20 protein-coding genes are annotated in these 22,420 nt (G+C 59.4%); 17 read left to right on the top strand and 3 right to left on the bottom strand.

What is annotated here, in order from left to right:
- The first annotated feature begins 73 nt into the window (after positions 1-73).
- The 5 genes from LJ738_RS05515 to LJ738_RS05495 all read left to right on the top strand — a co-directional run bounded on the left by LJ738_RS05515 (position 74) and on the right by LJ738_RS05495 (position 5,105).
- Positions 74-388 carry a hypothetical protein gene (locus LJ738_RS05515; protein ID WP_227785309.1) on the top strand — a complete coding sequence of 105 codons (315 nt, stop codon included), beginning with the start codon at positions 74-76 and terminating at the stop codon, positions 386-388.
- A gap of 279 nt (positions 389-667) precedes the next feature.
- Positions 668-1,258: a histidine phosphatase family protein gene (locus LJ738_RS05510; RefSeq protein ID WP_227785308.1), complete on the top strand. Its 591-nt coding sequence runs from the start codon at positions 668-670 to the stop codon at positions 1,256-1,258.
- 356 nt (positions 1,259-1,614) lie between these two features.
- Positions 1,615-2,358, top strand: a complete 744-nt coding sequence (locus LJ738_RS05505) for a DUF4386 domain-containing protein (RefSeq protein ID WP_227785307.1) — start codon at positions 1,615-1,617, stop codon at positions 2,356-2,358.
- 145 nt (positions 2,359-2,503) lie between these two features.
- Complete coding sequence (locus LJ738_RS05500) at positions 2,504-4,441, top strand: acyl-CoA synthetase (RefSeq protein ID WP_262907580.1); 1,938 nt, start codon at positions 2,504-2,506, stop codon at positions 4,439-4,441.
- 37 nt (positions 4,442-4,478) lie between these two features.
- Positions 4,479-5,105, top strand: a complete 627-nt coding sequence (locus LJ738_RS05495) for a chloramphenicol acetyltransferase (RefSeq protein ID WP_227785305.1) — start codon at positions 4,479-4,481, stop codon at positions 5,103-5,105.
- 110 nt (positions 5,106-5,215) lie between these two features.
- Here LJ738_RS05495 and LJ738_RS05490 read toward each other — a convergent pair whose 3' ends face one another.
- On the bottom strand, positions 5,216-5,731 hold the full coding sequence (locus tag LJ738_RS05490; protein WP_227785304.1) for an SgcJ/EcaC family oxidoreductase: 516 nt from the start codon (positions 5,729-5,731) through the stop codon (positions 5,216-5,218).
- A gap of 325 nt (positions 5,732-6,056) precedes the next feature.
- Here LJ738_RS05490 and LJ738_RS05485 point away from each other — a divergent pair, with 325 nt between their 5' ends.
- The 9 genes from LJ738_RS05485 (at position 6,057) to LJ738_RS05450 (ending at position 15,144) form a co-directional block, all read left to right on the top strand.
- Complete coding sequence (locus LJ738_RS05485; RefSeq protein ID WP_227785303.1) at positions 6,057-6,926, top strand: aldo/keto reductase; 870 nt, start codon at positions 6,057-6,059, stop codon at positions 6,924-6,926.
- A gap of 206 nt (positions 6,927-7,132) precedes the next feature.
- Positions 7,133-8,221: an OmpA family protein gene (locus LJ738_RS05480; protein ID WP_227785302.1), complete on the top strand. Its 1,089-nt coding sequence runs from the start codon at positions 7,133-7,135 to the stop codon at positions 8,219-8,221.
- Positions 8,222-8,411: 190 nt separating this feature from the next.
- Positions 8,412-9,233 carry a polysaccharide deacetylase family protein gene (locus tag LJ738_RS05475; protein WP_227785301.1) on the top strand — a complete coding sequence of 274 codons (822 nt, stop codon included), beginning with the start codon at positions 8,412-8,414 and terminating at the stop codon, positions 9,231-9,233.
- 65 nt (positions 9,234-9,298) lie between these two features.
- Positions 9,299-10,582, top strand: a complete 1,284-nt coding sequence (locus LJ738_RS05470; protein ID WP_227785300.1) for a M20/M25/M40 family metallo-hydrolase — start codon at positions 9,299-9,301, stop codon at positions 10,580-10,582.
- Positions 10,583-10,631: 49 nt separating this feature from the next.
- On the top strand, positions 10,632-11,228 hold the full coding sequence (locus LJ738_RS05465) for a pseudouridine synthase (protein WP_227785363.1): 597 nt from the start codon (positions 10,632-10,634) through the stop codon (positions 11,226-11,228).
- A gap of 92 nt (positions 11,229-11,320) precedes the next feature.
- A complete protein-coding gene (locus LJ738_RS21250; RefSeq protein ID WP_262907579.1) occupies positions 11,321-11,455 on the top strand; it encodes a hypothetical protein in 135 nt (44 codons plus the stop codon).
- Between the two features lie 240 nt (positions 11,456-11,695).
- Entirely contained in the window at positions 11,696-12,328 is a 633-nt protein-coding gene (gene bamJ / locus LJ738_RS05460; RefSeq protein ID WP_227785299.1) for a BamJ family beta-barrel-assembly machinery protein, read from the top strand.
- A 102-nt stretch (positions 12,329-12,430) separates the two neighbouring features.
- The gene (locus tag LJ738_RS05455; RefSeq protein WP_227785298.1) at positions 12,431-13,072 is read left to right on the top strand and encodes a hypothetical protein; all 642 of its coding nucleotides are present in this window, start codon (positions 12,431-12,433) and stop codon (positions 13,070-13,072) included.
- Positions 13,073-13,185: 113 nt separating this feature from the next.
- On the top strand, positions 13,186-15,144 hold the full coding sequence (locus LJ738_RS05450) for a KUP/HAK/KT family potassium transporter (protein ID WP_227785297.1): 1,959 nt from the start codon (positions 13,186-13,188) through the stop codon (positions 15,142-15,144).
- A gap of 193 nt (positions 15,145-15,337) precedes the next feature.
- Here LJ738_RS05450 and LJ738_RS05445 read toward each other — a convergent pair whose 3' ends face one another.
- Positions 15,338-17,158 (bottom strand): M61 family metallopeptidase, encoded by a 1,821-nt coding sequence (locus LJ738_RS05445; protein WP_227785296.1) that lies wholly within the window; start codon positions 17,156-17,158, stop codon positions 15,338-15,340.
- Between the two features lie 173 nt (positions 17,159-17,331).
- Here LJ738_RS05445 and LJ738_RS05440 point away from each other — a divergent pair, with 173 nt between their 5' ends.
- The 3 genes from LJ738_RS05440 to LJ738_RS05430 all read left to right on the top strand — a co-directional run bounded on the left by LJ738_RS05440 (position 17,332) and on the right by LJ738_RS05430 (position 20,097).
- Positions 17,332-18,207 (top strand): C40 family peptidase, encoded by an 876-nt coding sequence (locus tag LJ738_RS05440; protein ID WP_227785295.1) that lies wholly within the window; start codon positions 17,332-17,334, stop codon positions 18,205-18,207.
- Positions 18,208-18,838: 631 nt separating this feature from the next.
- Positions 18,839-19,279 (top strand): DUF2147 domain-containing protein, encoded by a 441-nt coding sequence (locus LJ738_RS05435; RefSeq protein WP_227785294.1) that lies wholly within the window; start codon positions 18,839-18,841, stop codon positions 19,277-19,279.
- 182 nt (positions 19,280-19,461) lie between these two features.
- Positions 19,462-20,097 carry a hypothetical protein gene (locus LJ738_RS05430; RefSeq protein WP_227785293.1) on the top strand — a complete coding sequence of 212 codons (636 nt, stop codon included), beginning with the start codon at positions 19,462-19,464 and terminating at the stop codon, positions 20,095-20,097.
- A 64-nt stretch (positions 20,098-20,161) separates the two neighbouring features.
- On the opposite strand, the gene LJ738_RS05425 is transcribed toward LJ738_RS05430, so the two are convergent.
- The gene (locus LJ738_RS05425) at positions 20,162-22,249 is read right to left on the bottom strand and encodes a M1 family metallopeptidase (RefSeq protein WP_227785292.1); all 2,088 of its coding nucleotides are present in this window, start codon (positions 22,247-22,249) and stop codon (positions 20,162-20,164) included.
- Positions 22,250-22,420 lie beyond the last annotated feature (171 nt).

Genomic DNA, 22,420 nt, shown 5'->3' with positions numbered 1-22,420 from the left:
TTCGATTGATGAGGCCAATGAATCTATCGATATTGCAGAATTATTCATTAGGTCAATTGAAGGTCTATTAAAGATGCCAACTAATGAGTTTTACATTACAGACGACAAGCATTATCAAAAGGAATACAATGCTTTTCATGAAAAATTTGATTCAGGATACCTATTCTCATACGAACTCGGCGAAAGCAAAATAGAATTGCGAGAAATCTATGCTGGCAATCGTGATAATATTCTTCTTATTCATAACACTGAGCCAGAGTTTTTCGGATTTATAAGATTAATGAATTCAATTGACGATGATTTTGAGTTGACTAATTCCTTTAAAGTCATTGCTCAACTAATAAACCATCCTATTCCTACAAAACACGTTGATGTCGTACAGTATTAGAGTCTTAGATTGGCATGCATTACATCATCCGCCAACACCCTGCCTTCCCCACCTCGGGAGGGCAGGGTGTTGTGCGTAATGGGGGCCCCGCCCACGCGGGCCAGCCGGGCGCGGCGGCGCGACTCGGCCCGCTTCGGCAGCGGCGGTGATAGCGTTAAAAGCGCTTGGTAAACGCCTGTTTGTAACCCTGCTCCTGCTGGGCTAGTATGCCGCAGCTACCTTGGTGCCGGGTTGGGCCTTCTATGCTTGTTTCCGACCTCTTATCACGGCCTTTATCTTATGATAGACCATTTCACCGAATTAGATAGAACCAAGCTTTTTCTGCTGTATCATCTCAATCCGGTGCACCCCAAAGCCCCGCCCGTTCCTAAAGGCCCTTTGCTCCAGATTGTTATTATCCGGCACGGCGAAAAGCCCACCGAGGGCGACAACCTTTCTGCCAAAGGTTTCGAACGGGCGCTGGCCCTGCCCGACGTGCTCAATAACTTGCTGCCTCGCCCTCCCCATTTCACCTACGTGCCGTGCATCGGTACCGATAAGGAGGAAACCACCCGGGTGCGAATGATGCAAACCGTGCTTCCGTACGCCGTGCAGCATAACCTCACCATCAACAGCGACTACGCCCCCGATGAAATCAAGGGCCTCGTTAAAGAGTTGCGGCACCACCGCGGAACCGTGCTGCTGGTATGGGAGCACCACAACATTGTTAAAATTGCCAAGGCCCTGGGCATTGAAGAGCCCCAGGAATGGCCCGACGATGATTACGACAGCATCTGGACCATCACGTTCAAGAAAGGCCGAGCCAAGGGCAAAGCCCGGAAACCGGTACTGAGCAAGGACCATCAAGGCATTCAGCCAGCGGCGGCTTAACCCGGCTCGGGTGCCTAATCGGTTAGCGAGTAGGCTTGCATTTCTAAGTTGAAAACCGGTTGGAGGAATGTGCGGCTATCCATACTGCAGCGCATTACTGCGGAGTGACTTGGTAGGCACTTAGAGTTTTTCACCGCTCCTGTACCTAGACCTCGGTGAAAAGGCACAGGCGCCAAATTTACGAAGCTTAATCGCCCCCAAACCCTGCCTTCCCAATCTCGGGAGGGCAGGGTTTCGCGCGTAAAGGGGGAACCACTAGTACTAGCCTGCTCCTGTAGGTGGGCCCGGCCCCGAATTTTCTATATTTGACTCTGCCTGCCAAATGCTTACCTCCCAACCTTCCTCCCCAAACTGCAATGGAAACAACATTACTGAAAGAGCCCGTTACGGAGATGTCGCCACGGCTCAAGGCTAGAATCGGGGCAGGATTTTACATACTCACCATCCTGACTGGCATCCTGGCCCAAGGCTTTATTAGCGGCCGGTTGGTAGTGGCGGATGATGCGGCGGCTACCGCCCATAATATTCTGACCCACGAGTCGCTGTACCGAGCTGGTTTCGCGGTCTATCTCATTGAGATGGCGTGCCAGATTACGATGACGGTTATCTTTTATGACTTGCTGAAGCCCGTGAATCGAAGCATGTCGTTGCTGGCGGCAGTCTTCAGCCTGGTTGGCTGTACCATTAAGATACTGGCCCGTCTCTTCTACTTCGCCCCGCTCCTGCTGCTTGGTGGCCGGCACTACCTGCAGGGATTCAGCCCGCAGCAACTACCGGGGCTGTCCCTGCTCATGCTGAAGATAAACGACTACGGGGCCGCTATCGCGCTGATTTTTTTCGGTATTCATGCCTTGCTCAAAGGCTACCTCATCATCAAGTCTTGGTTTCTCCCTTCCTGGCTAGGCGTGGTATCGGTGCTGGGCGGAGCAGGGTGGCTGCTGTTTCTGTGGCCCCCGCTGGGTTATCAGATGTTCCCAGTCATTGCAATCCTGGGGCTGATAGGGTCCATTGCCAACATTGGGTGGCTGCTGGTATTTGGGGTGGATGAACCACGCTGGAAGGAACAGGCCCGGGCTTCCCAAGCTTCAATTTGGCGCTAAACTCGCGCCAGTTGCGGGCAGCCCTGACTCATGCCCCCGTACTGGCGCCAGTACGGATTACTACACACACCAGCTTACTTCCTACCTACTTTTGAGGGATAAACAGCTTTCTAACGGCATCAGCCGCTGCTTTTCTACCCTCTCTATGCCGGGCTACCGCAACCTCGACGACATTTTAACGCTGGAACAAACGCCACTGGCCGCCCAGCCGGTGCCTGCCCATACACTGGCCCTGCTGGAGCGCGGCGCGGCGCGCAACCCCCAGGCGCTGGCGTTGCGCTTTGTTTTCAGTGGGGAGCGGCCCACGGAGTCGGTTGATTTTACGTATGCGCAGCTGGTACAGCGCTGCTACCAGACGGCCAACATGCTGCACGAGCTGGGCGTGGGTTCCACCGATGTGGTGTCGTACCTGCTGCCCAACCTGCCCGAAACGCACTTTACCCTCTGGGGTGGGCAAGCCGCCGGAATCGTCAACCCGCTGAATCCGCTGCTGGAGCCGGCCCAGATTGCCGACATTCTCAACGCGGCCGGCACCAAGGTGCTCGTTACGCTGCGCGCATTTCCGAAAACGGATATCTGGCAGAAGGTGCAGGCCGTGGCGGCGCTGGTGCCCACGGTACGCACGGTGGTCACGGTCGATTTGTTGCCTTATCTGCCGCTGGCGCAGCGACTGCTGCTTGGGGCGCTGCGCCTGAGCCAGGGCCGCCCGGCTTTGCCCGGCGTACAGGTACTGGACTTTGCCGAAGCCAGCCGCCGCCAGCCCAACGACCGGCTGGTGTCGGGCCGCCAACTCGCGCCGACCGATGTGGCCTGCTACTTCCATACCGGCGGCACCACGGGCACCCCCAAAATCGCGCCCCTCACCCACTACAATATCACGAGTACCACCTTTGCCTCGGCGCAATTGCTGGGCGGCGAAGCGGAGCCCGAGCGGCTGGTGTTCTTCTGCGGCTTGCCGCTGTTTCACGTCAACGGCGTGGTGGTGACGGGCAGCGTGCCGTGGCTGCTGGGCCACACCGTGGTGCTGGGCAGCCCGGCGGGCTACCGCGGGCCGGGCATTCTGGACAATTTCTGGCAGCTGGTGGCGCACTACCGCATTTCGCTGTTTAGCGGCGTGCCCACCATCTTCAGCCGGCTGCTCGACTTGCCCGTGGCCGGGCACGACCTGAGCTCCTTGCGCTACGCCATTTGTGGGGCGGCCCCGCTGCCGGTTGAGCTGCTGCGGGCGTTTGAGCAGCGCACCAAGCTGCGGCTGGTGGAAGGCTATGGCTTCACCGAAGGCAGCTGCATCAGCGTGGTGGGGCCGTTGGCGGGGCCGCCCATGCCCGGCAGCATTGGCCTGCGCGTACCCTACCAGGACGTGCGCATCGTGGTGCTTGACGAGCAAACCGGCCAGTACCTGCGCGAAGCCGACACCGAAGAAAGCGGCCTGATAGTGGTGCGGGGCAGCAATATCTTCCATGGTTACCTGCAGCCCGAGCACAACAAGGGCATCTGGGTAGATACCGGCGACGGCCAGGGCCCCTTCTACAACACCGGCGACCTGGGCCGGCAGGATGCCCAAGGCGGCTTTTACATTACGGGCCGCAAAAAGGAGCTCATCATCCGCGGCGGTCACAACATCGACCCCAAGGTGATTGAGGATGCCCTGATGGCCCACCCGGCCGTGGCGCTGGCCGCCGCAATTGGCAGCCCCGACGCCCACGCCGGCGAGCTGCCCGTGGCTTATGTGACCCTGGCACCCGGCCAGCAGGTATCGGAGGCCGACCTGCGGGCTTTTGCCGAAGCCAACATTCCCGAACGCGCCGCCTGGCCTAAGCAAGTTTACACGGCTGCCGAATTGCCGCTCACGGCCATCGGCAAAATCTTCAAGCCGGGGTTGGCGAAGCAGGAAATCAGTCGCGTTTACACTCGCCACCTGGCGGGTGTGGCTGACTTGACAGTGGATTCCATGACTGTGCGCGACGACCGGCAACGCGGCTTAGTGGCCGAAATCACCGTCACTGGTTCGGCCTCCGACGAGCACATTGCCGCAGCCCTGCTCGGACTGGCAGTGCCCTACGACGTGCGCCGGCTTGGGTAGTTGCGGCGCGGTTAGCCGTGCCGACCTTTGCCGGCCCATGAAACACCTTCTTGACCTAGCCAGCTGGAACCGGCGCGAGCATTTCACCTTCTTCTCCGCCTTTGAGGAGCCTTTTTTCGGCCTGGTAGCCACCGTGGACTGCACCCGCGCCCTGGCTGAAGCCAAGCGACTTGGCGTGCCATTTTTCCTCTATTACCTGCACGCGGCCTTGCAGGCGGTAAACCAGGTCGAGGCCTTTCGCTACCGCATCGAGGACGGCCAGGTGTATTGCTACGACCGCATTCACGCCTCGGCCACCATTGGGCGGGCCGACCAGACGTTTGGGTTTTCCTTTATCGAGCACCACGACGAGCTGGCGGATTTTCTACCGACGGCCAACGCCGAAATCACGGCAGTTCAAGCCAGCCAAGGCCTGCGACTGAGCGACGCCACCAGCCGGCCCGACGTCATCCATTTCTCGGCGATTCCGTGGGTGCGCTTCACGGGCCTGAGCCACGCGCGCAGCTTCAGCCACCCGGATAGCTGCCCTAAGATTTCGGTGGGCCAAACCTACGTGGAGGGCACGGCTACGCTGATGCCAGTGTCCGTCAACATCCACCACGGCCTGGCCGATGGCTACCACGTGGGGCTATTTCTGTCAGCTTTTCAGCAACTGTTGGGCTAGGTGCTTGAGCAACGCTAGCCGTGAAACTAAAAAAGCGACCCGGCAGCTGCTGTAGCTACCGGGGAGCTTTTCTCTTGGAGTTAGCCAACCAAACTTGACTATGCCGATGCTTATTTTTTGGTAGTGGCTACGGGATGAGCCTGCTTGATGGCCTTTTCGTTGATTTGGGTTACCTGGCCGGCCGCAACCAGCCATTGGCCGCTTTTCTTCACCAGCACCATCGTTACCAGGTCCCGACTGGGGCCTTCTTTGTTCGTGCCCCGGTTTACCCCGTCAGGGGGGTATGCAGCGCCAATCGCCATTTCCTCGTTCACGACTGCCACTTCTGGGGTTATAGCCCGTACGGTCGTGTTGGCAGGTTTAAAGGGCACTCCTTTATACATCTTGAAAAGCTCCTCATGGCCTTTTATTAGCTGCGACTGGCCTTTCCAGTGCATCCCCACGGGCGTGATGAAGCCGATGTCCTTGGTCGTGTAGGTCGACATTTCCTGAAAGCGGTGGTTGTTCAGGTTAGCATCCCAATGAGAAACTACTGCCCGAATGGCCTTGTCGTCGGCCGGCGTGAGCTGCGCCGAGGCCAAGTGACTGCATATCAAACCGACGATGCTCAGCAACAATGTTTTCATGGCATTAAGGGTGAAGGATGAAAAAAAGCACAGACGCCCTTCGCTACATGGCCGTCTAGTGATGCTACATCGGTTGTGCTGGCATGCTAGCCGAGCAGCTTCCAGTTAGCCAGCCCCTTAGGCCAGGCTTTGTTTTTATAATTTAGCAATATTTTTACATTAAACAAAATTAAATCAATTTTCCAGTTTAAATCATTGCTACTGAATTAAGCTGTTTTCATTGTGCCGGCTACGCTTCGGTTAGCATTTTTGCCAAACATCCGGGCCCGTTCTGGTTTACTTAGGCACTTTCTATTAAAACCTTCCTCACTTATCGCATCCACGCATGACCATCACCATCGCCCAGCATTCAGCCCAACCCCTTACCGTGTCCCGCTTGGGCTACGGCACTATGCGCCTCACCGGCCCTGAAATCTGGGGCGAGCCCGCTAACCGTCCCGAGGCGCTGGAGATTCTCAGCACGGCAGTTGGTTCAGGCGTAAATTTCCTCGATACCGCCGACTACTACGGCGATGACGTGACCAACCGGCTGATTGCCGAAGCCCTGCATCCGTACCCGCAGGACCTGGTTATCTGCACCAAGGTGGGCGCCACCCGACGGCCCGACAAAAGCTGGGTGCCTTACAACACGCCCCAAAACCTACGGGCCAGCATCGACAACAACCTGCGCACCCTCCGGCAAGAGCAGATTCAGCTGGTGCACCTGCGCCTGATGGGCCACGGCGCGGTGCCGCTGGCCGAGCAGCTCGGGGCCATGTTTGAGATGCAGCAAGAAGGCAAAATCCTGCACGTGGGCCTGAGCAACGCCACCCGCGCCGAGCTGGAAGAAGGCTTGCAGCTGGGCCCCATTGCAACCGTCGAGAACATGTACAGCTACGCCCAGCGCACTACCGTGCAGCTGCCCTACGGCGCCAACCCGGGCGGCGAAGAAGTGCTGGACCTATGTGAGCAGCACGGCATTCCGCTCATTCCCTTCTTCTCGCTAATTCACGGCCTGCCGAACGCCGGCGACAAGCTGGCGGCCATTGCCCGGAAGCACAACGCCTCGGAAGCGCAGATTAACATTGCCTGGCTGCTGCACAAGTCGCCCTGGATACTGCCGATTCCGGGTACCTCGTCGCTGGCGCACTTGCGCGAAAACCTGCAGGCGGCGCACATCCAGCTGTGTGCGGAGGACATGGCATTCCTGGGCTAGCCGCGCCAGAGTCCATATTACTTAGCGCGGTTTCATCGTTGGTCTTGTTAGCGCCGGAGGCATCCTTTGGCGGGCCAACCGGTCATTGGGCGTGGCCGGATGCATCGCTCGTCAGCAGGACATACTTGCTGGCTCAACCTCGACAAGCATAGAATAAACGAAGGTCGGCAATAGCAGTATTTTCAGTTGGGCCTTAATTTTGTTCCATGAAACGCGGCTTTTGGTATGGCTTTAGCGCCCTGCTACTGGCGGGGTGGTATCCGGCGGGGCCGGTGCAAGCCCAGTCCCTGACGGGCGTATGGCAGGGCGTAGAAACCGATACCGGCGAGCAGGATGCCGTGTGGCCGGCGGTGCTGCGGCTGCAAAAGGGCAAGGGCACCGACGTGTTCGGTGTGCTCTACCAGGAAGTTGGCGGGATGCCGGCCATCTCGGTTACGTTCCAGATGGAGGGTGCCCCCTCGGCCGATGGGCTTCGGCTCCGGCACGTGCGCAAGCTCAACGAAACCGGCCGCACGCCCTTCAGCTACTGGTGCGACGGCGCCATCACCTTCACTTATGACGCCAAACTCGAAAAGCTGAGCGGCCATGCCACCTACCGCCCGGTGGGCGACTGCGACGTGGGCACGTTCACGATGTATCGCATCAAGCTGAAATCGCCGGCCACGGTAAAAGCTGGGACCGAAAGCACGATTCGGGTATCGGGCCGCAACGTGATGTGGTACGCTGACCCGGAGCTGAAGCAGCCGCTGAATACCGGCAACACCTACCGCACCCGGCTCAACAAAACCACCACGTTTTACCTCACGCAGGGGTTTTACCCTACCAGCCAGAGCCCGGTGGTGCCCATCACCATTCAGGCAACGGGCGCAGTGGCCAAGGCTACGCCGAAGCCCGCGCCCCCGCCGCCCCCGCCAGTGCTGCGCCCGGATACGGCGCGCCCGGCCCCGGCGCCCATTATTATCACGCCTACGCCGGTGGTTTTGCCCACGGTGTTATTCAAGGTGGGCACGCCCGAGTTGCTGCCCGAAGGCCGGCCCGCGCTCGACCAGCTGGCGGCCGAGCTCAAAGCCCGGCCCACCCTGCGGATACGCGTAGTGGGCCATACCGACCGGGTAGGCGAGCACGAAAAGAACCAGCTGCTCTCGGAGCAACGGGCAGCGGCGGTGAAGGATTATTTGGTGCAAGCCGGCGTGGCGGCCGACCGCATCAGCACTATCGGCTACGGCGACACACGCCCGCTTTTCACCTCGCCCAATGTTCGCAACCGCCGGGTGGAGGTGGAGGAAGTGAAGTAAAGGCGCTAAGTGCGCGTAGGGGCTGTTAGCTTCGTACGTTTTGGGGTGTAGAGCCGCATATTTGCGTCTGGTGGGCGCCGCCGTTGGCATTTATCCGCAGGGTATTGTTCAACGACGAGACGCAAGTATGCGTCTCTGCATCTTGCCCGTGTCTCAGTACCCAAAGCAACAATCAGCTCCTCCCTAGCGCATGAAAATCGGTAGAATTCTCGCGCTCGCGCTTGCCCTATTGGGCTGTATACAAACCGCGGCCCAGGCCCAGGCTGGCAGTCCCTGGAACAACAAGCAGTGTGCGGTGGTGCTGACTTACGATGACGCCATCGACGTGGACCTGGACAACGCCCTTCCGGCGCTGGACTCCGTGAAACTGCGGGGCACGTTTTACCTGATAGGCTCCTCGCCGGTGGTGGCGCGCCGGCTCAACGAGTGGCGCCAGGCGGCTAAGCGCGGGCACGAGTTGGGCAACCACGCCCTGTTTCACCCCTGCGATGGCAGCCGGCCGGGCCGTGGCTTCGTCACGCCCGACACTGACCTGAGCAAGTACACCGTGAGCCGGGCTGTAAATGAGGTGAGGGTCAACAACACCTTGCTCAATGCTATCGATGGCAAAACTGCTCGCACCTTCGCCTACCCATGCGGCGACCTGAAAATCGGCGATGTCAATTTTTACGACCAGTTGAAGAACGACTTCGTGGCGGCCCGCGGCGTCACCGCCGGCCTGCAGTCGCCAGCCCAAGTCAACCTCGACAACATCAACAGCTACATGATAAATGGCCAATCGGGCGAGTACCTTATTGATCTGGTGAAAAAGGCCCAGCAGTCGCACACGTTGCTGGTGTTCTTGTTTCACGGCGTGGGCGGCGGCCACAGCCTCAATGTAGACCTGCAGGCTCATCGGCAGCTACTGCGCTACCTCAAGGCGCACGAAAAAGAAATCTGGGTGGCGCCAATGGTGGAAGTGGCCACCAAAATCAAGGCGCTGCAGCAGGCCTCATCAGCTGTTAAGCAATAGGGCGTTGCCTTCCCGCGCCCTTTAAATCACGAACTTTACAGCTGATTCAGCTCAATTTCTATTCTGTGAAAAAACTTCTTCTGGCCTCTGCTTTTCTCTGTTCCTACGCTGCTCAGGCGCAAAAGCTCACGGCTACTGAGCGCAAAATCGTGGCCTCCGTGCACCAGGGCATGCCCCAGTCGGAGAAGCTATTGGAGCAGGTAGTCAACATCAACAGCGGCACGCTCAACGTGAAAGGCGTGCGGGAAGTGGGCACCGTGTTCCAGAAGGAATTTGACGCGCTGGGCTTTAAAACCGAGTGGGTGGCCATGCCCGAAACGATGCAGCGCGCCGGCCACCTGGTAGCCCAACACAAAGGCAAAAAAGGCAAGAAGCTGTTTCTGATTGGGCACCTCGACACGGTGTTTGAGCTGGACATGCCCTTCACGAAGTACACGCGGCTCAACGACTCCACCGCCACGGGCCAGGGCGTGAACGACATGAAAGGCGGCGACGTGGTGATACTGGCGGCACTGCAGGCCCTGCAAGCCAACGGCCTGCTGAAAAACGCCAGCATCACGGCCTATTTCACCGGCGACGAGGAGCGCGGCGGCAAAGGCCCCGAGAGCCGCGCCGATTTCATTGCCCGGGCCAAACAAGCCGACGTGGCTCTTGCCTTCGAAACCGCCACCAACCTGCACACCGTGGCCACGGCCCGGCGCGGCTCCAGCACTTGGCAGCTCAAAACCTTTGGCACGGCGGCCCACTCCTCGGGCATCTTCAAGCCGGCCGTGGGCTACGGCGCCATCTACGAAGCCGCCCGCATCCTCAATTCATTCCGCGAAAACCTGAGCCAGGAGCAGTACCTCACCTTCAACCCCGGCCTGATGGTGGGCGGCTCGGAGGTGAACTACGACGAGGCCAAAGCGCGCGGTGAAGTGGTGGGCAAGACCAACATCATCGCGCCCTCTGCATCCGTCACCGGCGACTTGCGCTTCCTCACCGAAGCCCAGAAAGACGCGGCCCGCGAAAAAATGCGCACCATTGTGGCCCAGAACCTGACCAACACGAAAGCCGAAATCACCTTCACCGACGGCCTGCCCGGCATGGCGCCCACCCCCGGCAACCAGAAGCTGGCCGCCCTGGCCGACCAAACCAGCCGCGACCTGGGCTACGGGCCGGTAGCCGCGGGCGACCCGGGCTCGCGTGGGGGCGGCGACATCTCCTACATAGCCCAATACGTCGATTGCCTCGATGGCCTCGGCGTATCGGGCAAAGGCGCCCACGCGGCCGGCGAAACCATCAACCTCAAAGAGTTTCCAATGCTGGTGGAACGCGCCGCGCTGATGATTTACCGCCTCACCCGCTAGCCAGCCCGGCTGCCTTGCGCCACTTGAGCTAACTTATAATACCGTGACCATGCTACCGAGCGAGGAAATTATTTCCCATCGCCATTTCCTCATCCACAAACCATATGGCTGCCTTAGCCAGTTTGTGAGCCAGTTTTCGGGCGAAGCCAAAAAGACCATGTTGGGCCAGTTTTATGATTTCCCGGCGGGCACCATGTCCGTGGGCCGGCTCGACGAAGACAGCGAAGGCCTGCTCCTGCTCACCACCGATGGCAAGGTGAGCCAGCACATCCGCAGCAAGAAAATCGAGAAGGAATACTACGCCCAGGTAGATGGGCTGATTGATGAGGAGGCCATCGCCCGCATGCAGGCCGGCGTCGAAATTGGGATTCATAACGAGAAGTACCAGACCAGCCCCTGCACGGCCTTTCGGCTTGACCCAGCGCCGGACTTTGCGCCCCGCTCCAAGAAAATCCGCGACGACCGGCATGGGCCCACCAGTTGGGTTTCCATTACGCTCACGGAAGGCAAATTCCGGCAAGTGCGCAAGATGACAGCGGCCGTGGGCTTCCCTACGCTGCGGCTGGTGCGGGTGCGGGTGGGCAGCTTGCACCTGGGCTCCATGCAGCCGGGCGAGGTGGTGGAAGTGCCGGGGTTCGAAGGTTAAGCCAAGGTTAATTATGCTGCATGCATAACATATTTAGCTCAACTCTCGTATCTTTGCACCGGAATTACCACTAGGCTATTTGCCGTATGATTATGAAAAAGAACACTGCCTTATCCTTTTCGTCGCTGCTATTGCTGGGCGGCGTGAGCTACCTGGCTGCCAAACTGGCCGACCTCGACCTGACGTTTGACTTCTCCGGCGACGACGACCACCATTCTTATTGCTAAGCGTTATTTTATCGGTACCCACCGTTCTCTGCAATTAAATAAGCGAAAAGCCCGGCCCATAGGCTGGGCTTTTTTGTTCTAAACTCGGCCATTACGGCCGGGCGCGGCGGTTCGGCGCGGCTTTTGGAACTTTGCCCCCGCAACGGCGTAACCCGTTCACCTATTTTTTCACCGGCTGGCGGTGGCACCACGGCAACCAGCCCAACTTCCTGCCCAGCTCAACTTACTCCTACCCTGCTCATGAACCTAGATTCCCACCAAGCTCAGGTGAGCTACATCATTGGCCGCGACCTGGCCCGCAACTTTGCCCAGCAAGGCCTGGAGCTGGACGTAGACACCCTGGCCGGCGCCCTCAAGGAAGGCCTGCAGGGCCTCCCCAGCCGCCTTACCCAGGAACAAATGCAGGCCGCCATGCAGCAATTGCAAGAGCAAATGGGCGGTACCGATGACCAAGACGACAACCAAAACCCCAACGCCGTGAACAACAACAAAGCCGAAGGCGAAGCCTTCCTCGCCGAAAACGCCAAGAAGCCGGGCATCACCACCCTGCCCAGCGGCCTGCAGTACGAAGTGCTGACCCAGGGCACCGGCCCCAAGCCCACGCTGAAATCGTCGGTGACGACCCATTACCACGGCACCCTGATTAACGGCACCGTGTTCGACAGCAGCTACCAGCGGGGCCAGCCCGCCACCTTCCCCGTCAACGGCGTGATTGCCGGCTGGACAGAAGCCCTGCAGCTCATGCCCGAAGGCTCGAAGTACCGCCTCTACATCCCCTCGGACCTGGCCTATGGCAAGCGTGGCGCGGGCCGCGACATTCCCGGCGACACCGCACTCATCTTCGACGTGGAGCTGATTAAAGTAAATAACTGAGGGGCCGTGGTGGCGGGGGCTGCTCCGGCAGCCTCCACTACCACGCGCACCGCGGCGCCCCGCTGGGCCCGCACCACTAGTACCTTGGCTGTTTCTGAGCACATGAAAGACCTCGAAGCCCAGCCACCCGCTGACTCAATATTGCCCGTGGCCCCGGAACAACCTTCCGGGGCCGCTTTGCTGACTACTGCCTCCGCCGCAGCGCCAGCACCCACACCCGAGCTGCCGCCCGCCCCGCCCCTGCGCAGCGACGACGGCCGGCTGACCCTCACCGACACGACCCTTACCGTGCGGGGCCAAACCTTCCTACTGCTGGAGCTGGAACGCGCCGAAATCACGCCGGTGCGCTGGATACTGTGGTACCTGCTCGGCGGCCTGGGCCTGGCCGCCGTGATGATTGCCTTCCTGCAGAACTGGCTGCGCACCGGCCCGGCCATGATAGGCATGGCGCTCACGGCGCTGCTGCTGGCCTACGGCCACCGCGGTACCAATCGCCTGCGCCTGCACCGGCTGGGCCGCGAGCTGGTCAACTTCGCCCTGCCAGGCGAAACACCGCCCTGGCAGCGCGTCATCGCGGAGGTGAACCGCCGCATTTTCCGGGTGCACGACCAGGCGGCCCGCGAAGCGGCCGCCGTGCTGGCCGCGGCCGACGAGGCCATGCGCCAGGCTGCGCTAGATGCCCAAGCCGCTGCCGAGGCCGGCGGGCACGACCCGCCAAATGATAATGGCTTGATTGTCACATAGCGCTACTTAACTGTACCGTTGCCGTATGCTGTTCGGCGGCCTGACAGCTACCTTCGCGCCCCGTAAATCAATTGCGCTTCTCCAACGGCTGATTATCGTTTTTTATCCCCTTCATGGACTCTAAACATTCGCATACCGCTATATCGGGTGCAGGACTACTTATTGCCTTAGGCATTATTTACGGTGACATTGGCACCTCGCCGCTCTACGTAATGTCGTCCATTCTAAAGAGCGGCACGGTCCCCGACATGATAGATGCCCACTTGGTATTGGGTGGCATTTCGTGCGTGATATGGACCCTGACGCTGCAAACCACCGTCAAGTATGTGCTGCTCACCCTCAACGCCGATAACAACGGCGAAGGTGGCATTTTCTCGCTCTATGCCCTGGTGCGCCGCCGGGGTGCGTGGCTGTCGGCGGTGGCAATCATTGGTGGGGCGGCCCTGCTGGCCGATGGCGTGATTACGCCGCCCATTTCGGTATCGTCGGCTATCGAAGGCCTGAAAGCCGTGTACCCCAGCCTCACGCAGGATGTGGTGGTGTACATCGTGATTGGCATTATTGCGGGCTTGTTTTTACTTCAAAGCTTTGGCACTCAAATAGTAGGCAAGGCATTCGGCCCAATTATGCTGCTGTGGTTTACCATGCTGGGCGTGCTCGGTGGCATCTGGATTTTTGAGAACCCCATCATTCTAAAAGCCTTTAACCCCTACTACGCCTATGATTTGCTGGTGCGGTACCCAGGCGGCTTCTGGCTGCTGGGCTCAGTGTTTTTGTGCACCACTGGGGCCGAGGCCTTGTATTCGGACCTGGGCCACTGCGGCAAGGGCAACATCCGCATCAGCTGGACCTTTGTAAAAAGCGCCCTCGTGCTGAACTACCTCGGCCAGGGCGCGTGGCTGCTGGAGCATGAAGGCCAGATGCTGGGCGGCAAAAACCCCTTCTTTGCCCTGATGCCGCAGTGGTTTCTGCTCATCGGCATCAGCATTGCCACCATTGCCGCCATCATCGCCTCGCAGGCGCTTATCACGGGTTCGTTTACGCTGGTGGCCGAAGCCATTCGGCTCAACATGTGGCCCAAGGTGCGGCTCAACTACCCCACCGATGTGAAAGGCCAGCTCTTCGTGCCGAGCATGAACCGGCTCCTGCTGTTGGGCTGCATTGGAGTGGTGCTGTTTTTCCGGGAATCGACCAACATGGAAGCGGCCTATGGCCTGGCCATCACGCTCACCATGCTCATGACCACGATTTTGCTCACGGTGTGGCTGCGCTCCAAGAAAGTGGCCATGCCGCTGGTCATTGGGTTTGCGTCGCTTTACGGCATCATCGAAGGAGCTTTCCTGATTGCCAACATGCGCAAGTTTCCGCACGGCGGCTGGGTGTCGCTGGCCATTGGCGGCGCGCTAATGGGCGTGATGTACGTGTGGCTGAAGGCGTTTTACATCAAGCGCCGGCTCACGGAATTTGTGCGCCTGGAGCCGTACGTTGATGCCCTCAAGCAGCTCAGCGACGACGAATCCATCCCCAAGTATTCCACCCACCTGGTGTTCCTGACGTCGGCCGAGCGCAGCTCCGAAATTGAGCAGAAAATCATTTACTCCATCTTCCAGAAGCGGCCCAAGCGCGCGGATATCTACTGGTTTATCCACGTCGACACCACCGATGAGCCTTATACCATGGAGTATAAAGTGACCGAAGTAGCGCCCGACGACGTGTTCCGCATCAACTTCCGGCTGGGCTTCCGGGTGCAGCAGCGCATCAACCTGTACTTCCGCAAAGTGATTGAAGACCTGGTGCGCAACAAGGAAGTGGACATTACCTCGCGCTACGAGTCGCTGAATAAGCAGCACGTTACCGGCGACTTCCGGTTTGTGGTACTGGAGAAGTTCTTGAGCATTGAAAACGACTTCCCCACCCGGGAAAAGCTCGTTATGCAGGCCTACTTCTACATCCGCCAGTTCATTGCTTCGGAAGACCAGTATTTTGGCCTGGATACCTCGTCGGTAAAAGTGGAGAAGGTGCCACTGGTTATTGCCCCGGTGCGCGAAGTAGCCCTGAAACGCATTCGGTAAGCTGGTAATCGCCCTCATTCAGACATCCCAATCGTCTGTCATGCAGAGCGCAGCGAAGCATCTTCTCACGCTTCAACGATTAGTTCTGGCCTGATAAGATGCTTCGCTGCGCTCTGCATGACAGACGTAATGGTGGAATCAACAAAAAAGCCCCGTGCTGGTAGCACGGGGCTTTTTTGTTTATGCCGAAAACCTATTTCGTTGCACCCAGCCACTTAGCCAGCACGCGCTGCTGGGCAGCGGTTGGGTTGGCCATGGGCTGAATCTGATACTTCAGGTCCGGGTTGGACATCATCTTTAGGGTGATGTCGCGGTTGAGGCCATCGCGGCGCACCTGTAGCTTCACTTCTGAGCCCACTGGGCCGCTCATCAGCGATTTCACGGTTTCCTCGCTGGGGGCGGCGCCGTTTATCAGCAGCACCTCGTCGTTTACACTCAGGCCGGTGTTCCAGGCGGAACGGTCGCGCACCACACCAGTCACGAGCAGCTTGCCGGTTTTATTGGAAAAGGTGGCGCCCAAAGTTCCGTCGGTGCTCAGGGGCGTAGTGGTCAGGGTCAGGCCGGCGTAGCCCAGGGCCGTGGCATAGGGCAGCTGCTTGGTGCCGTACACGCTGTTCTGGAAGAGGTCGTCGTAGCGGCGGCCGGCTACCTTGGCCACGGCATCCTGGAATTCCATGTCGGTGAAGCCACGGCTGGCCTTCTTATAATAGGTGTCGTAAAGCAGGCGGAAAACGTCGTCGAGGTGTTTCTCGCCCTTAGTGGCCTCCGCAATGTTCAGGTCGAGAATGGTACCGATGAGGTCGCCCTTGGCGTAGTAGTTGATTTCGCTGTTTCGGGAGTTCTCATTCTGCCGGTACGATTTAATCCAGGCATCAAAGCTGGATTCGGCGGCCGACTGCACGCGGTTGCCGGGCGTGTTCTCCACTGAGGTGATGTCGTTGGCCAGCCCGTTGAGAAAGTCTTCACGCGCAGTATTGCCCACGCGCAGGTTGATGAGCTTCGAGTAATAAGTCGTAATTCCTTCGCTCACCCACAGCATGTGGGTGTAATTCTCCTTGTCGTAGTCGAACGGCCCCAGGGCCACCGGGCGAATGCGCTTCACGTTCCAGAGGTGGAAGTATTCGTGGGCTGCCAGGCCCAGAAACGACTTGTAGCCGGCCTCGGTGCCGTAGGTGCCACGGCCCACTTCCAGGGTGGTGGAGTACAGGTGCTCGAGGCCCCCGCCGCCCCGCTCCAGGTTGTGCACGATGAACAGGTAGTGGTCGAGCGGATTCTGGCCCACCACGCGCTGCGCTTCTTCGCACACCTTCTTCATATCGGCCGTCAGCTTGGCGTCGTCGGCATTGTACGTGCCGAACATGGCCACTTGATGCGGCGTGCCATTGGCGGTGAACTCCAGCACTTTCTGGTTGCCGATTTCCATCGGCGAATCGGCCAGCTCGTCGTAGCTGGCGGCTTTGTAGGTGAACTTGCCCGTGCCTGGGCGCAGCGCCGTGCTCACCTGGGCCCAGCCCGCGGCTGGCTGCACCACCACCGTACTGCCCAGCATCTTGTTATCGGCGGGGTACATGAACACGCTCGTGCCGTTGAGGTAGCCGTGGTCGGCGTCGATAAACGAAGTGCGCACGGTCAGCTCAAAGGCGTAGACGCGGTAGCTCACCTGGAAATTGGCCTGCTTGGCGTGGCGCACCCGCCAGGTGTTTTTGTTGATTTTCTCGACGGCCAACGGCTGGCCCGCTGCCGTGCGGGCCTGGAAGCCTTCTACGTTCTTGGAGTATTCGCGCACCAGGTAGGAGCCCGGAGCCCACACCGGCATTTTCACGTCGGTGTAGTCGGCCGGGAAGCCGCCCAGCTCCATTTTAACTTCAAAGTAGTGGGTTTGGGGCGCGGGCATGGCCAGTGTGTAGCGCAGCGTGGGCACCACGGCCGCCGGGCGCGCCTGCACCGCCAGCCCGCCGGCCAGCAGCAGAGCAAGCGCGGTATGACTAAGGCGTGTTTTTGAATTTCTGAGCATTAGCAATGTTATAAGTTGGACCTTTGGCACAAAGTAAGCCCTCAGGGCTGCCTCCAACCTAGCGAACAGCCCTTGCGTTAGGGGCTACTGTGGCGCTTACTTTCGGCACCCACTTTGCACTCCGTTCGATTATGCGTTACGTCTGGCTGGTTTTTATAGGATTATTGGCCGCAATGGCCATAGTTCTGCCCCGGCTGAACCGCCGGGCCGCGGCCCCCAAGCGCGTAACCTGGACCACTACAAAGTCTGACGACCTGCCCGCACAGCCTGTTTCCACTTCCTTCGCCGCCCTGCGCGAAGCGCCGGCCACGGGCCTGGCGGCCCGCGCCGATAGCATTGTGGCCTTCGGGTTGTCGCATCAGGGCACGCCCTATGTATTTGCCGGTACCTCGCCCCTCACGGGCTTCGACTGTTCGGGCTTTATCATGTTCACCTTCGCCCATTTCAACATCAACGTGCCGCACTCCACGGCCCTGCTCATTGATGTGGGCCGCCCCGTAGCGCGCGCCGAAGCCCAACCCGGCGACATAGTGGTGTTTACGGGCACGGCTACTACCAGCACCACGCCCGGCCACGCCGGCATCGTCATCTCCAAGCGGGGCGAGGTGCCGCTGCGATTCGTGCACGCTTCCTCCGCCCGGCGCGAGTCTGGCGTGAAAGTGAGCCAGGTAGAAGGCACCGACTACGAGCGCCGCTTTATGCAGGTGCGCCGCGTGCTGGGGCCCGGCGCTCTGGCTGCCACCACCCCGCCCAAGGCAGCTCTACTGGCTCGTACAGCAGCCCCGGTAGCAGCGCTGCCCGCCCGCCCGGCAGAAGTTGAGCCACTAGCCGCACCCGTATCGGCCCCGCCCAAAGTGCTGCCGGCCCTGAAAAAAGCGGCGCCAGTAGCCCGGAAGAGCACCCGCACAGTGGCCAAGAAAGCAGCCACGAGCAAAAGCACGGTGGCCAAAAAGAAGGCAGCGCCCACCATCCGGCACAAAGCACCGGTCAAGAAAGCGCCGGTTAAGAAAACCGCCCGCACCACTGCCAAAAAGCGGACGACCCATTAAGTCCTGAAATCTTAAGGCTTTCTAATTGGGCTAAAAAAAGCGATGCCCGGTTCGCCTCTGCCGTCCCACTTAAGGGCGACTGGGCGAACCGGGCATCTAATCCTTCAAATCTTACCAAGCGGCGAAACTGGGGTACAGTTCCGGCGTCACTTTCAAGAGTAAGACCTGGCCGAATGTGGGCAGCCTTAGGAGCTACCCCACGAAGCTGTTGTTAGGCGCGTACTGCGGTGAAGCGTACGACATTCGACAGGCTTGGCAGGATTTGTTTGGGACTACTAGACATTTTGTACCTCCTTTCTTTACGTTCGACATAACACTCATTCGCGCGGCCCAGCACCTTAGGGCTGCTTGAATGAGGCCGTAGCACTCACTACTGGACGGTAAAGTTAATAGCGGAAACTAAGGTTCAAAATTACCGACCCAATTATTGGGCTAAACCCGCTCAACAGTAGCTTGAGCCCTGATTTACAGCTATATTTTTTTTGTCTTAAGTAGCAAAAATCTCGTCTGCTTAGCAAAAGCTCATAACTTGGCCGTAAACTTGCCTAGGTGCTATTCAATACCCCCGGCGGGCCCTCCGGATATTTTCAATTACCTTTTCCCATCAAACCCACTCCTCTTCTCTTCAGAAATGAAAAAAACACTGCTTTTACTCATTGCCCTCGTGTTGGGCGTTGCCCGAATGGCTTCCGCCCAAACCATGACCCCGCTCGGGGTATGGACGAACTCGGAGAAGAAGGCCACGTTTGAAATATACAAGTGCGGCGACAAGCTGTGCGGCAAAATTGTGAGCCTGACCGTGCCCAACGACCCGGCCACCGGCAAGCCCAAAACCGATAGCCAAAACCCCGACCCGAAGCTGCGCAACCGCCCCCGCCTGGGCCTGGTGTTTATGCAAGGCTTCAAGTACGACGACGACAACAAGTGGGACGATGGCAAAATCTACGACCCCGAAAGCGGCAAGACCTACTCCTGCTACATGAAAATGGAAGGCGCCAACACCATGGAAGTGAAAGGCTACATCGGCTTTTCGCTCATAGGCAAATCCCAGACCTGGACGCGGGTAAAATAACCGCCCGCATAGTTGCCTGATAAACGGTAATAAGGCCGGTTTCCGCACGGAAGCCGGCCTTTGTTTATGGCACGCCCCTTGGATGCGCGCCCCACACCGGGCCCAAACCGGCGGCCTACCCCGCGCCGGCTCACAAACTATTTACCAAAGTGGGTGTTCTGACTCCACTAACTTTCCACGTTTTGCTCGATTTTATCCACAACCTGTTTCGCTCCAAAGCGAAATCCCCCGCCTCCTGGCACGCGGTGGCGCTGTCGCCGGCCCAGGCCCGGCGGCATGCCCAATGGGTCGAGCAGCGCGTGTACCTAAACTGGCTGGGGCCCTACTTCAAGGCCTACCACCTGCGCAAGGGCGGCGCGGCGGGCACCCGCGGTTTCCAGGTGCAGCTGCTGCAGGAGCACGGCCGCCAGGGCGCGCTGTTTTTCTTTGACCCTTCGATTGGGCCTGGCAACTTCCGGCATTTCTACGAGCACCTCGGCGAACGAGTGCTGGCGCTGGGCTACCACCGCGCCTGTGCAGATAAATGCACCAAGCAGCACGAACACCACACCGAAACCACGCTCAAGCAGTTCTACAAGCCCAACCCCACCGACTGCCCCAAAACCGGCGATTGCAACCAGCGCTTCGGCCTTATCACCATCGATTTGGTGGCCGTGAACGGTCAGCCCATGTTTATTCGCCTCACGAGCAACGCTGTGCTCGAGCCGGGCTTCACGCCCGCGCGCTCGTTTGATGAACTGCTCAAGGCCCTGCTCGACGCGCCACCGGCCGATGCCGCCACCGAGGCACTTATTGCGAAGTACCACGACACGTTCTAGCAATTGAGCTAAAAAAGCCGCTCCTGAAAAGGAGCGGCTTTTTTAATTAACGGGTTGAGCTGAATTACTCCCGTACAAACCGGCCCTGGCCCAGCAGCTCTCCCTGGGCACCGAGCAGGCGCAGGTGGTACAAGCCCGAGGCCAGCGCGTCCGTGTAGAGCGTGGGCTGCTGCGCCACTACCACTTGCCGCAGCACCACGCGGCCTGTGGCGTCCAGAGCTTCGGCCGTGACGCGGGCGGCGGGCAGCGCGTCCAATTGCAGCTGGTCACGGCAGGGATTGGGGTAAAGGCTAAGGGGAGCCACACCGGCAGCGGGCTGGCTGGCCGGCAGGGTATTGTCGCGAACGGGGGCGCTGGATGCTGCATTTAAAATCCACTGGTCGGGGTCGATGGCCACACTGACCACGGGGCCGTTCACGGAGAAATAGAAGGTTTCGGTGGCCTGGCCTTGGTGCAGGCGCACGGTTTGGGTGGAGCCGTCGGCGAAGGTGAGGCGGTAATCCACATCGGTATCAAAAAAAGGCGTGAATGCGGCATCGGTGGCCGCTTCATTCACGCGGAGCACGAAGCTGCTGCCGCTCTGGTTCCACTTGCCGTTGAAGAGAGGAACGCCACGGCCACGGAACCACTGTTGAAAGAAATACCCAAGCGGCCGGCCGGCCTCGCCCTCAAAAATGCGCTGCAAATCGGCGGTGCGAGCCGTGGAGCCACGAAACTGGGTCTGGTAGGTGCGCAAGGCCCGGAAAAACTTGGTGTCGTCGTTCAGCAAATAGCGCAGCATGTGAATCACGGCGGCGCCTTTTTTGTAGGTCAGGCCGCCATTAAAGATGCGGTTCACATTGGTGGTATCATCTACATAAACGCTGCCGACGCTTAATTGCGCGGTCTGGTGGGTGTTGTCCATCCAGGCGCGGGCACTGGCGGGGGTACTGAAGGCTTGCAGCGAGAGGTACTCCCCGTAAGAAGCAAAGCCTTCGTTGAGCCAGATATCTTCCCAGCTGGCGCAGGTCACGTTGTCGCCAAACCACTGATGGAACAGCTCATGCGCGGTGAGCGTAAACGAAAAGCCATCTTGGGTGGTCATGGTTTGGTGCTCCATGCCGCCGTATATCGGGGCCGTAGTGTGCCCGTATTTTTCGTCGGCAAACGGGTATAGCCCCACCAGGGCCGAGTAGTTTTCGATAAAGCCCGGCGTCAGGTCTATCCGGCTCTTCCAGTAATCGAGGTAGGCCTGGTTGTAGACATAGTTGACGATGGGAATGCGGGGTCCACCGGCGGGATTGGCGTAGTTCACATACTCCAGATACGGCGCCACCGACACCGAAATCAGGTAATAATCGATGGGATGCCGGGACTTCCACTCGTAGCGCACCTTGTTGCCCGGCAGCGGCACGGTGCGCACCAGCACGCCGTTGGAGCCCACCTTGTTGGGCTGGGTAGTGGTCACCCACACGTCGGAAGAGTCGGCCTTGTCGGTGAGCACCTGCTTGCACGGAAACCACTCGTGCGCCGAATAAGGCTCAGACAAGGACCAGGTAACGTCATAGGCGAAGGTCGGGGCGCCGTTGTAGGTGTCCATATGCACCGAGTTGCGGTTGCTAAGGCCGTTGCCGATGGCCGCCGAATTGCCGCTCGGCGCCGTGCCGTGGTAGTAGATGCGGGCATCAGCCAGGGTGTTAGCGGCCACGGGTTGGGCCAGGCCGGCGGTGGCATCGGGCCCAGCCCGGCGGATGCCGGCAGAGCGCCGGCCGTTCACCACCACCGAGTCGATGAGCAGCGTGGCCGTGCCGGCTGGCGAGCCCGCCGGGGCCTGGTACAGCTCAAACGCCAGCGAATCGAGGGCTTGGCTCCCCACCCGAAAGCGCATCCACACCGAGCCGGCCACGTTCAGCGAGTTGTTTTCCATGGCCAGGTCCAGCTTATAGTACTTCACGTCGTACCGGTCCATTTTGCGGCGGTGCGGCACCGAGGTGGTCGCGCTACGCAAGGCTGCCTGCACGTGGCCCGCGGCGCAGAGCCGGCCGCCGTCTAGTTCTTCCGGGCTCAGGCTGAAGCTGCGAACAGTGGCGCCGGGTGCCAGCTGCTGGGCACGCAGCCCCAGGGGCGCAGAAAGTAAGCTGCTCAGTAAGAAGGTGTAAACAAGTGGGCGCATAGGATAGCAGAAGGAAGAAAATAGTGCCATACCGGCTGGTAGAGCCACCATCTTTCGGGCACCTAAGGTATGGCAGCACACCCCTAAAACCAGCTTACGGACGGGTAAATTCGCTATGCCTGCGAAACGCGGTGCCCCGGCCAGAAGTTGACTTATGCGGCCGTATATTTC

The sequence above is a fragment of the Hymenobacter plasmatis genome (assembly GCF_020711255.1).
Lineage (GTDB): Bacteria > Bacteroidota > Bacteroidia > Cytophagales > Hymenobacteraceae > Hymenobacter.
This window is presented reverse-complemented; position numbering and strand designations above follow the sequence as displayed.

Bases quoted from the DNA above. Each gene is read 5' to 3' on its own strand.
- LJ738_RS05500 (WP_262907580.1), top strand. From the start codon at position 2,504: ATGCCGGGCTACCGCAACCTCGACGACATTTTAACGCTGGAACAAACG.
- LJ738_RS05505 (WP_227785307.1), top strand. From the start codon at position 1,615: ATGGAAACAACATTACTGAAAGAGCCCGTTACGGAGATGTCGCCACGG.
- LJ738_RS21250 (WP_262907579.1), top strand. From the start codon at position 11,321: ATGAAAAAGAACACTGCCTTATCCTTTTCGTCGCTGCTATTGCTGGGC.
- bamJ (WP_227785299.1), top strand. From the start codon at position 11,696: ATGAACCTAGATTCCCACCAAGCTCAGGTGAGCTACATCATTGGCCGC.
- LJ738_RS05515 (WP_227785309.1), top strand. From the start codon at position 74: ATGCCAACTAATGAGTTTTACATTACAGACGACAAGCATTATCAAAAG.
- LJ738_RS05495 (WP_227785305.1), top strand. From the start codon at position 4,479: ATGAAACACCTTCTTGACCTAGCCAGCTGGAACCGGCGCGAGCATTTC.
- LJ738_RS05480 (WP_227785302.1), top strand. From the start codon at position 7,133: ATGAAACGCGGCTTTTGGTATGGCTTTAGCGCCCTGCTACTGGCGGGG.
- LJ738_RS05450 (WP_227785297.1), top strand. From the start codon at position 13,186: ATGGACTCTAAACATTCGCATACCGCTATATCGGGTGCAGGACTACTT.
- LJ738_RS05425 (WP_227785292.1), bottom strand. From the start codon at position 22,249: ATGCGCCCACTTGTTTACACCTTCTTACTGAGCAGCTTACTTTCTGCG.
- LJ738_RS05490 (WP_227785304.1), bottom strand. From the start codon at position 5,731: ATGAAAACATTGTTGCTGAGCATCGTCGGTTTGATATGCAGTCACTTG.
- LJ738_RS05440 (WP_227785295.1), top strand. From the start codon at position 17,332: ATGGCCATAGTTCTGCCCCGGCTGAACCGCCGGGCCGCGGCCCCCAAG.
- LJ738_RS05435 (WP_227785294.1), top strand. From the start codon at position 18,839: ATGAAAAAAACACTGCTTTTACTCATTGCCCTCGTGTTGGGCGTTGCC.
- LJ738_RS05455 (WP_227785298.1), top strand. From the start codon at position 12,431: ATGAAAGACCTCGAAGCCCAGCCACCCGCTGACTCAATATTGCCCGTG.
- LJ738_RS05475 (WP_227785301.1), top strand. From the start codon at position 8,412: ATGAAAATCGGTAGAATTCTCGCGCTCGCGCTTGCCCTATTGGGCTGT.
- LJ738_RS05485 (WP_227785303.1), top strand. From the start codon at position 6,057: ATGACCATCACCATCGCCCAGCATTCAGCCCAACCCCTTACCGTGTCC.
- LJ738_RS05465 (WP_227785363.1), top strand. From the start codon at position 10,632: ATGCTACCGAGCGAGGAAATTATTTCCCATCGCCATTTCCTCATCCAC.
- LJ738_RS05510 (WP_227785308.1), top strand. From the start codon at position 668: ATGATAGACCATTTCACCGAATTAGATAGAACCAAGCTTTTTCTGCTG.
- LJ738_RS05445 (WP_227785296.1), bottom strand. From the start codon at position 17,158: ATGCTCAGAAATTCAAAAACACGCCTTAGTCATACCGCGCTTGCTCTG.